The 12,135-nt window shown below is 63.0% G+C and carries 14 protein-coding genes; 3 read left to right on the top strand and 11 right to left on the bottom strand.

The features are described from left to right. Positions 1–19: 19 nt before the first annotated feature. Entirely contained in the window at positions 20–487 is a 468-nt protein-coding gene (locus tag AC56LY_RS20015) for a GNAT family N-acetyltransferase (protein ID WP_499582542.1), read from the top strand. A 14-nt stretch (positions 488–501) separates the two neighbouring features. Here the strand turns inward: AC56LY_RS20015 and AC56LY_RS20010 are convergent, their stop codons facing one another. The 3 genes from AC56LY_RS20010 to AC56LY_RS20000 form a co-directional block, all read right to left on the bottom strand. Further along, positions 502–705 (bottom strand): hypothetical protein, encoded by a 204-nt coding sequence (locus AC56LY_RS20010; protein ID WP_499582540.1) that lies wholly within the window; start codon positions 703–705, stop codon positions 502–504. Between the two features lie 181 nt (positions 706–886). Further along, the gene (locus tag AC56LY_RS20005; protein WP_499582538.1) at positions 887–1,318 is read right to left on the bottom strand and encodes an FKBP-type peptidyl-prolyl cis-trans isomerase; all 432 of its coding nucleotides are present in this window, start codon (positions 1,316–1,318) and stop codon (positions 887–889) included. A 139-nt stretch (positions 1,319–1,457) separates the two neighbouring features. After that, the gene (locus tag AC56LY_RS20000) at positions 1,458–3,335 is read right to left on the bottom strand and encodes a potassium transporter Kup (protein WP_499582536.1); all 1,878 of its coding nucleotides are present in this window, start codon (positions 3,333–3,335) and stop codon (positions 1,458–1,460) included. A 167-nt stretch (positions 3,336–3,502) separates the two neighbouring features. Here AC56LY_RS20000 and rarD point away from each other — a divergent pair, with 167 nt between their 5' ends. Continuing rightward, positions 3,503–4,384 (top strand): EamA family transporter RarD, encoded by an 882-nt coding sequence (gene rarD / locus AC56LY_RS19995; protein WP_499582535.1) that lies wholly within the window; start codon positions 3,503–3,505, stop codon positions 4,382–4,384. 105 nt (positions 4,385–4,489) lie between these two features. Next, positions 4,490–6,157: an energy-dependent translational throttle protein EttA gene (gene ettA / locus AC56LY_RS19990; RefSeq protein WP_183554795.1), complete on the top strand. Its 1,668-nt coding sequence runs from the start codon at positions 4,490–4,492 to the stop codon at positions 6,155–6,157. Positions 6,158–6,284: 127 nt separating this feature from the next. On the opposite strand, the gene AC56LY_RS19985 is transcribed toward ettA, so the two are convergent. The 8 genes from AC56LY_RS19985 to AC56LY_RS19950 form a co-directional block, all read right to left on the bottom strand. Next, entirely contained in the window at positions 6,285–6,857 is a 573-nt protein-coding gene (locus tag AC56LY_RS19985) for an outer membrane beta-barrel protein (protein WP_482896768.1), read from the bottom strand. A gap of 179 nt (positions 6,858–7,036) precedes the next feature. After that, a complete protein-coding gene (locus tag AC56LY_RS19980; RefSeq protein WP_499582533.1) occupies positions 7,037–7,633 on the bottom strand; it encodes an alpha-ketoglutarate-dependent dioxygenase AlkB family protein in 597 nt (198 codons plus the stop codon). A gap of 57 nt (positions 7,634–7,690) precedes the next feature. After that, entirely contained in the window at positions 7,691–8,053 is a 363-nt protein-coding gene (locus AC56LY_RS19975; RefSeq protein ID WP_499582531.1) for a hypothetical protein, read from the bottom strand. Between the two features lie 122 nt (positions 8,054–8,175). Then, positions 8,176–8,553, bottom strand: coding sequence for an MAPEG family protein (locus tag AC56LY_RS19970; RefSeq protein WP_499582529.1), 378 nt, complete (start codon positions 8,551–8,553; stop codon positions 8,176–8,178). A 40-nt stretch (positions 8,554–8,593) separates the two neighbouring features. Then, the gene (locus tag AC56LY_RS19965; RefSeq protein WP_499583458.1) at positions 8,594–9,424 is read right to left on the bottom strand and encodes a Rossmann-like and DUF2520 domain-containing protein; all 831 of its coding nucleotides are present in this window, start codon (positions 9,422–9,424) and stop codon (positions 8,594–8,596) included. A 37-nt stretch (positions 9,425–9,461) separates the two neighbouring features. Further along, positions 9,462–10,040 carry a DUF924 family protein gene (locus AC56LY_RS19960; RefSeq protein ID WP_499582527.1) on the bottom strand — a complete coding sequence of 193 codons (579 nt, stop codon included), beginning with the start codon at positions 10,038–10,040 and terminating at the stop codon, positions 9,462–9,464. A 50-nt stretch (positions 10,041–10,090) separates the two neighbouring features. After that, the gene (locus tag AC56LY_RS19955; protein WP_183554813.1) at positions 10,091–10,357 is read right to left on the bottom strand and encodes a hypothetical protein; all 267 of its coding nucleotides are present in this window, start codon (positions 10,355–10,357) and stop codon (positions 10,091–10,093) included. Position 10,358: 1 nt separating this feature from the next. Beyond that, positions 10,359–12,116 (bottom strand): M24 family metallopeptidase, encoded by a 1,758-nt coding sequence (locus AC56LY_RS19950; RefSeq protein WP_499583456.1) that lies wholly within the window; start codon positions 12,114–12,116, stop codon positions 10,359–10,361. Positions 12,117–12,135: the final 19 nt, after the last annotated feature.

Genomic DNA, 12,135 nt, shown 5'->3' with positions numbered 1-12,135 from the left:
CATTGACCCGTATCTGCCCATGACCTCCCCCAGCACCATCGACTGGCACTTCTCCCGCTTCGCCGACCTGACCCCGTTCGACCTGTATGACGTGCTGGCCGCGCGCCAGAACGTCTTCATTCTGGAGCAGACCTGCCTGTACCCGGACATCGACGGCTACGACCTCGAAGCGCACCACCTGCTCGGCTGGCGCGACGTGGACAGCAAGCGCCAGCTGGCCGCCTACCTGCGCGTGCTGGCGCCGGGCACGAAGTACGACGAGATGTCCATCGGCCGCGTCATCACCACGCCGGCCGCACGCGGCAGCGGCGCCGGCCGCGCGCTGCTCGAGCAGGGCATCGCCCATGCCGAAGCGCTGCACCCGGGCCACCGCATCCGCATCGGCGCCCAGCAATACCTGGAACGCTTCTATGCGAGCTTCGGCTTCGAGACGGTGTCGGCGCCATATGACGAAGACGGCATCATGCACATCGACATGCTGCGTTGAGCGCCTTATACGTGTCAGGATGCTGCCAGACGGCCGGCGCCAAGCAGGATGACGGCGCCGGCCAGCAGCAGCCAGGCGGGTGGTTCATGGTTCGCCATGGGCTTGGTGATGGCAACGACGCAGGCAGGCGCCACCAGGGCCGGTGCGGGCATGGTGGTGTCAGATGAGGGCAGCACAAGGAACGGTAACGCGCCGAGGATCGGCAGGAAAGGCGGCATGGCGGGCTCGCGACAACAAAGTCCCGAGCTTCGCCGATGCGCAAACGCTGACCAGTGCGCCCGATCAGCCGTGCGCACCGCCTCTGGCGTGGATGCCACACGGACGACGACCAAGGCACGGCCAGCCAACAAACCAGGTAGGGTGGACGGGTATGCCGTCCACGCGTTCAGCGTGCGTGGCTTACTCGACCTTGTTCAGCGTCACTTCAAACACGAGACCCGCATTCGCCGGGATCGGTCCGCGGCCGGAAGCGCCGTAGGCCAGTGCCGACGGGATCAGGAGCGTGCGCTTGCCGCCCACCTTCATGCCGGTCACGCCCTGGTCGAAGCCGGTGATCGTATCGCCGCTGCCCACGGTGAACGCGAATTCGCTGGCTTCCTGACGCGTGCCCTTGAAGTCGCTCGCCGTCGCGCTGTACAGCCACAGCGTATAGGCAACGGTGGCGCGCTTGCCGGCGACGGCTTCGGCACCGGTGCCGACGACGTTGTCGGTCCTGGTCAGGGCAGCAGGGCTGCTCACGGTCGGCTGGGCGGGCGCATCATCGCTGCCGCCGCCGCAGGCACTCAGGGCGAGCATGGCGGCAAAGGCGGCGATCAGGGGGAACTTCATCATGGGACATCCTTGACTGAAAAAAGGGAGACGAAACAGGTACGAGACATTGGGTATGACCAACGCTCGTACCTTATCGAATCAGTCACATGAAACTGTCCGGACTTTGTCTAAGAATTGTAGTTAAGCAAATTCCTGAACATCAAATCTCGATCTGCGTACCCAGCTCGATCACGCGGTTGGTCCGGATCTGGTAATAGTCGGCCGCGCTGCGGGAATTGCGCGACATTGCCACGTACAGGTGCTCGCGCCATGGCGCCATGCCGCCGCCCGGGGCCGAGATCACGGTCTGACGCGCGATGAAGAACGACGTTTCCATCATTTCAAACTCCAGGCCCAGTGCGGCGCTGCGCTGCAGGACGTCCGGAATATCTGCCTCGTCCTTGAAGCCGTAATGAATGTTGAGCTGGTAGCAGTTGTGGCCCAGGTCGACGATGTCGATCTGTTCTTCCCTCGGCACCCATGGTTCTTCGCGCATGTGCACGGTGAGGAATACGACGCGCTCATGCAGCACCTTGTTGTGCGACAGGTTGTGCAGCATTGCATGCGGCACGCCATCGCTCTCGCCGCGCAGGAAGATGGCGGTGCCGGGCACGCGCGTCGGCGGTGCCACGAACAGCGACTCCATGAATGCTTCCAGCGGAATCGCATGCTTTTGCAGGTTCGTAAACACCAGCTCGCGGCCGCGTTTCCAGGTCAGCATCAGGGTGAGCAGCACGCCGCCCATCAGCAGCGGGAACCAGCCGCCGTGGAACAGTTTCGTTGTGGTGGCGGCAAACAGCATGATGTCGATCGTCAGGAAGAAGCCGGTCGCTATCAAGCACATCCACAGCGGCAAGTGCCAGCGGTAGCGCGTGACGAAGAACGTCAGGATCGTCGTGGCCATCATCGTTGCGGTCACCGCAATGCCGTAGGCGCCGGCCAGCTCGTCGGATGAGCCGAAGCCGATCACGGCCATCAGCACCACCACCAGTTGCAGCCAGTTGACGGCCGGGATATAGATCTGGCCGATCTCGCTTTCCGACGTGTGCATGATGCGCATGCGCGGCAGCAGGCCCAGTGCAATGGCTTGCTTGGTCATCGAATAGGTGCCCGAGATCGTTGCCTGCGAAGCGATCACGGCGGCCATCGTCGACAGGATCACCAGCGGGATCACGCTCCACGCGCCGAGCTGGTAATAGAATGGATTTTCCACCGCAGCCGGCTGGACGATCAACAGGCCGCCCTGGCCCAGATAATTCAGCGTCAGCGCCGGATACGCGATCAAAAACCAGGCCCAGCGGATCGGCTTGGCGCCGAAGTGGCCCATGTCGGCGTACAGTGCCTCGGCGCCGGTAATGGCCAGCACCACTGCGCCGAGCGCAATGAAAGCGAGCATTTTATTTTCCAGCATGAAGTGCAGCGCATGCCATGGGTTGAGCGCGTTCAGGATCACCGGTGCTTCGATGATATTGACGATGCCCATTGCGGCCAGCACCAGGAACCAGACGGCCATCACGGGCCCGAAGAAGCGGCCGATGCCGGCCGTACCATGACGCTGCACGCTGTACAGCGCCACCACCACCACCACTGCCAGCGGCACGACGTATTGCGACATGCCGGGCGCAGCGACCTCGATCCCCTCGATAGCGCCCAGTACCGAAATCGCCGGCGTGATCACGCTGTCGCCATAGAACATCGTCGCACCGATGACGCCAATGGCCAGCAGCGGGAAACTCCATTTGGACGTACGCGGTATCGAACTGGTGGCCAGCGCCATCAGGGCCATGATGCCGCCCTCGCCGCGGTTGTGCGCGCGCAGCACCAGGATCACATACTTGAGCGAGACAATCAGCGTCAGGGCCCAGAAGATCAGCGAAATGATGCCGAGGATATTCGGTGTATTGAGCGGCAGGCCATGGTCCTCATCGAACACCGCGCGCAGTGTGTACAGGGGGCTCGTGCCAATGTCGCCGTAGACAATCCCGACCGCCGCCAGGGTAAGGGCGGCCAAGCTGCTTTTCTTGTTATCTGAGGTCAAGAGTCACCATCGCTGTTGTAGTGGTGCGGCGCACCATAAAATGAAGTGGTTGGAATTGCAAGAAGATTCGGTTGTGCATCATACACCTGTGTAAAACCGGCGGCGCGCCAGCAGCGTGCTACTTATTCAGTGATAATGTCCGCCCTGCAACCTCGCCTCCCCTCCCCATGCGTTCCGGTATTATTTACGCGGCCCTGGCCTTCTTCTGCTGGGGCCTGTTCCCCATTTATTTTCACGCCCTGGGCGAGGTGCCGCCACTGCAGATCCTGGCGCACCGCATGCTGTGGTCGCTGGCCTTCCTGCTGGTCTTGCTATTGCTGCGGCGCGACTGGAAGTGGTTGCAGGTCGTGCGCCAGCCGCGCGTGTTCTTCAGTTTCGTGCTGTCGGCCTTGCTGCTCAGCGCCAATTGGCTCGTGTATATCTGGTCGGTGATGAACCACCACGTGATCGAGGCGAGCCTGGGCTACTTCATCAATCCCCTGGTCAATATCGTGCTGGGTTATCTGATCCTGAAGGAACGCATGCGCCCGCTGCAATGGGCTGCCATTGGCGTGGCGGCACTGGGTGTGGGCTGGCTGACCTGGCAGGCCGGCACGGTGCCGTGGATCGCGCTGTTCCTGGCGCTGTCGTTCGGTGGCTATGGCTTGCTGCGCAAGACGGCCGCGCTTGGTCCGCTCGAGGGACTGTCGTTCGAGACCATCGTGCTGTTTCCACTGGCGGCCGGCTACGTGATCTGGCTGACGGTCCACGGCCAGAACGTGTTCATCAATACGGCGTCGGACACCACGCGCTGGCTGTTGATCATGGCCGGCCCGCTCACCGCGATTCCGCTGCTGTTGTTTGCCACGGGCGCGCGCAAGATCCCGCTGTCGATCCTGGGCCTGTTGCAATATCTGTCGCCGACGCTGCAATTTTTGCTCGGCGTGTGGTTGTTCAAGGAAGCGTTCTCGGCCGATCGCCTTGTCGGCTTTGTGCTGATCTGGAGCGCCCTGGCGCTGTTCGCCGGGGAAGGATTGCTGCGCCGGCAGCCCGCTGCCGCCAAGGCTTGAAGGGGCGTATCTGGGGCGCATGCGGGGCAGATACGCCAAGAAATCCTGTGTCGGCTGCGGGTTCTGTCGTATCCTGTGCACCTCGAACAACACCAGAGTACAAGCATGGCCAATTACGTCTATACCATGAACCGCGTGGGCAAAATCGTCCCACCGAAACGCCAGATTCTGAAGGACATTTCCCTGTCCTTCTTCCCGGGTGCCAAGATCGGCGTGCTGGGCCTGAACGGCTCGGGCAAATCGACCCTGCTGAAAATCATGGCCGGCATCGACACCGACATCCAGGGCGAAGCCCGCCCGATGCCGGGCCTGAACATCGGCTACCTGCCGCAGGAACCGCAGCTCGACCCTGAAAAAACCGTGCGCCAGGAGGTGGAATCGGGCCTGGGCGAAGCGTTCGAAGCGCAAGCCAAGCTCGAAGCCGTCTACGCGGCCTACGCCGAAGAGGACGCCGATTTCGACGCGCTGGCCAAGGAGCAGGAACGCCTGGAAGCGATCATCTCGTCGTCCGATGGCGGCAACCTGAACCTGCAACTGGAAATGGCCGCCGACGCGCTGCGCCTGCCGCCGTGGGATGCCAAGATCGCCGTGCTGTCGGGTGGTGAAAAGCGCCGTGTGGCGCTGTGCAAGCTGCTGCTCTCGAAGCCCGACATGCTGCTGCTCGACGAACCGACCAACCACCTGGATGCCGAATCGGTCGAGTGGCTCGAGCAATTCCTGCTGCGCTTCCCGGGCACCGTGGTCGGCATCACCCACGATCGCTACTTCCTCGACAATGCTGCCGAATGGATCCTGGAACTGGACCGCGGCAGCGGCATTCCATGGAAGGGCAATTACTCGTCGTGGCTGGACCAGAAGCAGGCACGCCTGAAGCAGGAAGAATCGACCGAATCGGCCCGTCAGAAAGCCCTGGCGAAAGAACTCGAATGGTCGCGTCAGAATCCAAAGGCACGTCAGGCCAAGTCGAAAGCCCGCCTCGCGCGCTTCAACGAACTGTCCGAGTACGAATACCAGCAGCGCAACGAGACGCAGGAGATCTTCATTCCCGTGGCCGAGCGCCTGGGCAATGAAGTCATCGAATTCAAGAACGTCTCGAAAGCCTTCGGCGACCGCCTCCTGATCGACAACCTGTCGTTCACCGTGCCGCCAGGCGCGATCGTCGGCATCATCGGCCCGAACGGCGCCGGTAAGTCGACGCTGTTCAAAATGATCACCGGCAAAGAGCAGCCGGACAGCGGCGAGGTCAAGATCGGCCAGACCGCGCGCGTGTCCATCGTCGACCAGCACCGCGACGAACTGGCCAATGCCAAGAGCGTGTTCGAGGATGTCTCGGGCGGCGCCGACATGCTCAGCGTCGGCCGCTTCGAGATGCCTTCGCGTGCGTACCTGGGCCGCTTCAACTTCAAGGGCTCGGATCAGCAAAAGATCGTCGGCAACCTGTCCGGTGGTGAGCGTGGCCGCCTGCACCTGGCCAAGACGCTGCTGCAAGGCGGCAACGTGTTGCTGCTCGATGAACCGTCAAACGATCTGGACGTCGAAACCCTGCGCGCGCTGGAAGACGCGTTGCTCGAGTTCGCCGGCAGCGTGATGGTCATTTCCCACGATCGCTGGTTCCTGGATCGCATCGCGACCCACATCCTGGCCTTCGAGGGCGATTCCCAAGTGACCTTCTTTGACGGTAACTATCAGGAATACGAAGCCGACAAGAAGAAGCGTCTGGGTGAAGAAGGCGCCAAGCCGAAGCGGATTCGCTACAAGCCACTCACGACCTGATCGCCTGCAGTACGATCCGAACGCAAAAAGCCCGCCATTCGGCGGGCTTTTTATTGGCGAAAAAAAGCTCGAAGCCTACGCCCATGAAAAAAGGCCCCGAAGGGCCTTTTTTCACACTACGTTCTGCTTAGAACGAGTATTTCGCGCCGATGGTCAGTGCGTTTGGACGCACGCCGAAGTCACGGGTGCCGCCGAAACGCTCGTATTCAGCGATCACAGCCACGTCCTGGTTGATGTTGTACTGAACACCCAGGGCGCCGTAGGCGTTGTTGTCGCTGTCGCGACGGCTCAGCGACGAGTTGATTGCCGACAGTTCGTTCACGTCATGCGACACGCCCAGCTTGGCGTAACCAACCAGCTTTTCGGTCAGCGGCGAGCTGAACTTTGCTGCAACGTAGGTCGAACGGCCGTCGACCACGCCGCTCGAAGCGACTGGGCCCAGGGTGTAATAGATGTCGGCGCTACGGAAATCGGTGTGACCGACTTCAACAGCCCAGTTCGGGGTGAACTCGTAGCCACCGAACAGCTTGGCCGAGGCCTTGATGGTATCGATGTCGGCGGTAGTTGCGCCTGGAACGCGCGACTCATAGTCGGTAGCGACTGCACCGGCGCCAACATAGGCGCGCGGGGTGAATTCTTGGGCCTGGACAGCCGACACAGCGGCGGTGGTGGCGAGCAGGGCGACGATCAGCTTTTTCATCTCTAAATTCCTCTTCTTGTTCATCTAGTTCGTGATTCACAATGAATCGCGATAGGGTTCAAGATAACACTGTCGAAAGATCAAGTCCGTCGCGATTCCGTAAGAACTGTAAGCAAGTGTAACTAAATGACCCATCAGTAAGTAATATTTGCCATGCTATAAGCGATATTACTGAGAACTTAGACGATGTTCCTGAAAGTTAGATTGACTCTAGCTTGTAACGATTTTGTCATCTTATTGATCCCATGCAACCAATTTTCTTGGGTATCGCCTGCCATCAGTAGCAGACTGCCATCCGTTAATGGCACCCGCACGGTCTGTCTGGTGTGTTTGTGTTTCAGGATGAAGGTGCGCGCTTCGCCAAAACTGAGAGACGCAATTGCAGGTCGTGGGCCCAGCGCAAGCTCGTCATCGCTGTGCATGCCCATGCTGTCGCGCTCGTTGCGGTAGTAGTTCAGCAAGACGCTGTTGAACGCATGGCCCGTTGCGGCCTCGACCGCATCGCGCAGGGTGACAAGTAGTGGCGTGAACGGTGTGGGCTGCAGGTGCAGGCCGGAATAGGCATAGGCTTTCTCGCCATACCAGGCACTGAGCCGCGGTTGAAGATGCCGCTTGCCATAGATGACCACGGTCTCTTCGCGCCAATCGGTCTCAGCCAGCAGGCGCGCGAAGACGTCGGCATTCGACCAAGGCAGCGGCAACTGGGCCATCCAGCCCAGTTCGCCATCGTCAAGCGGCAGCGGGAGCAGGCCCGCTTGCTGTGCAAATAAATCCATCGAGAATCATCACGCCAAACATGGTGAAGTCCACCACGGCGCCCATTCTCGCATGGCTTATGCGTAGGCTTCTGCCAGGCTCATGACGCGTGGTTCGATCTTGATGCCAACGTTGCCAAACAGAGCATCGAGCGCTGCCAGATTGGTCGTGCACTCTTCCGTTTTCCAGCCCTTGAACAGGTCGGTACCATCTTTCTGGAAGTGCAGTTCCAGCACTTTGCCCTTGTCACGGTGGACATAGTTCTGCTGGTGGACGCTCTGGAAACCCAGTTCGGCCAGACCGGCGAGCACGGTGTGCGGCGGATTGTCCGGGTCGGTGGCCAGGAACACACCGAAGGTCTTGCCGGGAGGCTTGGCCGCGACATCGACTTCGTAAATTCCAGGCGCCTTGGTGGCGGTCGTACTTTTCAAAAACAGCATCACAGTGCTCCTGGCGTGCTAGTGACCCGCGAGATAGTTCGCGGATCGCTTTTCAGTTAATCAGCCTGCCAGCATATTTCCATATGGGAACTTTGTCGACCGAAGTTTTCGCTTTGTCCGATTTATCGCATGACCAGGCCAAAAACTGTGGCGCCAATCAACGCGGCGCTGGCCAGCATGCTCACGATGAAGCCGATTTCACGCTTGGCCGGGTCGCGGTAGTAACCCAGCGCATACAGAATCCGGCCTACGCACCACAGCAAGCCGCCAGCAGCAGCCCAAATGTCGCCCAGGAACAGGGCGCACAGCCACAGGGGGACAAGCACCAGCGGCAGCAATTCCAGCGTATTCATCTGGACACGATGCGCACGCAGGAAACCTTCTGGACCGTCCATCGACGGCGCCGGCACCTTGAACTGGATGCGGGCGCGTGCAGCATTGCCCCAGGTCCAGAAATAAACTGCAAGAATGGCCAGCGTGGTCCAGGCGGTGAAGATCATGGTGTTCCTTTGCGATGAGCGTCGTGAATCGTTGTGGCGATCAGGTAGTGCCGTGCTTGCGCCGCGCCAGGTCGGTCGTCAGCGGAACCAGTGCGCCGTACAGGCGGCCCGTTGCGTCGTCCCAATCCAGCAAGGCCTGCTCTTGCCGCGCCACGGTGGCCAGGTCGCCACGTGCGACGGGGCCGCTGAGCGCTGCGGCAGGCCCGAGGCGAAACACATTGGCCAGCGTCTCGGTGGCCAGCGGTTGCGCCAGTTCGCGGGCCACGGCTTCGGGGATGCCGGCGGCCTGGTACGCGCGCAGCGCCGCGTCCAGTACCGTGGTCAGGTAGTTCGACGCGAACACGGCTGCGGCGTGATAAACCGTTTTGGCCGCGCCGTCGATCGGCACGAGGCGCGCGCCGATGGCCTCGAATGCGGGGTCCAGCAGCGCCAGCGCTGCCGCGTCGCCCTCGACGCCGCAGAAGGTGCTAGCGAAATCACGTGCCACCTGCTGCGGATCGGCGAAGCTGCGGATCGGGTGCACGCTGGCCACCAGTGCGCCGCCAGCACGCGCCGCCTGCAGCGCAGCCGACGCTTTGGCGCCGCTGCAGTGGAATACCACGGCGCCAGTCAGGTCGTGGGTCTGCGCCAGTTGCGCGGCGACCGGCTCGATCTGATCGTCGCTCACCGCCAGCAGCCAGACTCGCGCCGGGCGCAGCTGCGCAACATCGGTGCAGGCTTGGCCGGCGCCGATGAACGCCACCGCGCCCTGCGCACTGGCGGGCGAACGGGTCAGCACATCCTGCAGCGTGAACGCGCCACTGGCGGCGAACAGGCGCCCCAGCACGCGGCCGACATGGCCTGCGCCGACCAGATTCAGCGTCGGGGTCAGCGTCGGGGTCAGCGTCGGGGTCAGCGTTGATGTCACGTCAGAAACCGGCGCCGGGCTTGCTCAGGTAGTCGAGTTCTTCGGGTGTCGACGCACGGCCCAGAATCGGATTACGGTGCGGGAAGCGGCCGAAGCGCGCGATCACGCCGCGGTGGCGGTGCGCGTAGTCGAGCACTTCGTCAAAGCCGTCGTGGTCGGCGGCCAGCGCGGTGAACTGATCGACCGCGAGCTGCTGCATGCCGGCGTCTTCGGCATGCTCGAACGGCATGTAGACGAACTGACGCTCGAGCGGTGCCAGCGCCATGTGCTCACCGGCGTCGACCATCTGGCGCGCGGCGCTCAGTGCCAGCACATCGCCGGCGAACGATTCCGGCGCGCCGCGATACACATTGCGTGTGAACTGGTCGAGCACCAGGATGCGCGCCAGCACGCCGCGCGCGCCCTGCTCGTCCCACTCGCGCAGGCCGCCCGCAATCGCGTGCGTGATCGTGGCGCCAAAGCGCTCGCGAATGACGGCGTCGAACGCGGGGTCCTTGCGGTACCACTCGGCGCGCGCCTTGCCATGGTCAGGATGGGAAGCTGGCAGGAACCAGAAATCGAGAACTTCTTGTGCGTCCATGGATGAATTCCGTTGATATTGTGAGGGCGAAGCAGGCCGGTACGCCGCGCTCAGGCCGGCGGCTTCTTGCGCACCAGCTGCTTTTCGAACGCGATGTCGTTCTTGCTCATGCGCGGCTGCTCCTGCGGCCCCAGGCCCTTGACGAAGGTGACGAAGTCGTCGAGCTCCATCGGTGCGCACAGCGGCGGGCTGCCGGGCGCTTCGGACAGGTAGAAGTGGCCATCGCCGGTGCGCGCCATCGAATACAGCGGATTACCGGTGCGCTGCTTGAGACGGTCGACCGCGCTGCTGGCGCGTGTGGAACGGGAACTTGCCATGTCAGATTGCCTCCGTGCGCAGCATGAGCCACTCGAACGCGGCGCCTTCGACGTGGGGCGTCAGGCGCGCACGCACGGTGGCGTGGTAGTCGTTGAGCCAGACGATTTCGTCAGGGCGCAGCAGCGAACGATCGAGGCAGCGGGTGTCGATCGGGCACAGGGTGAGCGTCTCGAAAGCCAGGTATTCGCCGAATTCGGTCTTGTTCGCGGCCACGTTGAGCACCAGGTTTTCGATGCGGATGCCCCAGCGGCCCGGGCGATAGATGCCCGGCTCGATCGACGTGATCATGCCCGGCTCCATCGCGGTGTGCGGGTCCGGCGGCACGGCCGGCGAAATCGTCTGCGGGCCTTCGTGCACATTCAGGAAGTAGCCCACGCCGTGGCCGGTGCCATGGCCGTAGTCGATGCCGGCAGCCCAGATCGGGGCGCGCGCGATCGCGTCGAGCATTGGCGCGCGGGTGCCGCGCGGGAAGTGGGCGCTCGACAGCGCGATCAGGCCTTTCAGCACCAGCGTGTAATCGCGCCGCTGGTCGGTGCTCGGGGTGCCGACCGGGATCACGCGCGTGATGTCGGTGGTGCCGCCCAGGTACTGGCCGCCCGAGTCGATCAGCAGCAGGCCGTCACCTTCGATCGTGGCGCAGGTGGCGGCTTCAGCGCGGTAATGCATGATCGCGCCATTGCTGTTGAAGCCCGCGATGGTCGAGAAACTCGCGCTGACGAAGTTCGGGCGGCGCGCGCGGGCATCGGTGATGCGCGTGTCGATATCGACTTCGTTGATTGCACTACGGTTTGCGTCCGCCAGCAGCGGCTCGAGCGCGGCGAAAAATTCGCACAGCGCCGCGCCATCCTGCTCCATCGTGGCGCGCACGTTGACGGCCTCGCTATCGAGCTTGCGCGACTTGGCAAACGTGGTCGGGTTGATCGCCTCGACCACGTTCACGCCGCTGGCCACGCTCGCGCGCATGCCGGCCGTGACGCGGCGCGGATCGAGCAGCAGCGTCGCGCCTTCGGGCAGCGCTTCGAGCGCATGCACGGCGTTCTCGTACGGCGCCAGGTGCACGTCGTCCGCTTCCAGACGCGCACGCAACTCAGCCGGCACCTTGCCTTCGCCGACGAACAGCGTCGCGTCGCCACGGCCGATCAGCGCGTGGGCCAGGAACACGGGATTGAAACTGACGTCGGCGCCGCGCAGGTTGAACAGGTAGGCGATGTCGTCGAGCGTCGAGACGAAGTGGAAACCGGCGCCATGCGCTTCCATCGCGGCGCGCGTGGCCTGCAGCTTGTCGGCGCGGGTGGCGGTGGCAAACGGCGGCAGGTGCTCGAATACGGCGTCGGCCGGCAGCGCCGGGCGCTCTTGCCAGACATCGTCCAGCAGATCGAGATCGGTGCGCAGCACGACGCCCCTGGCCTGCAGCGCGTCGGCCAGCAGGCGCGCGCCGGCCAGGCCCAGCACGCGCGCATCGACGGCAGCGGTCTGGCCGGCGGCCAGGTTGGCGGCGAGCCAGTCGACGTGCAGCTGGCTGGCCGCACCCGGGATCTTCATCAGCGCGATGTCGGTGCCGGCCAGTTCGGTTTCGGCCTGCGTGAAGTAGCGGCCGTCGGTCCAGACGCCGGCGAAGTTGGCGGTGGCGATGAAGGTGCCGACCGAACCCGTGAAACCGGACAGCCATTCGCGGCCCTTCCAGTGACCGGGCAGGTATTCCGACAGGTGCGGATCGCTCGACGGCACGATGACGGCGTCGATACCGTGGCGCGCCATGACTGCGCGCAGTTGCGCG

It is taken from the genome of Telluria sp. ZT3P25, from assembly GCF_059685895.1.
This window is presented reverse-complemented; position numbering and strand designations above follow the sequence as displayed.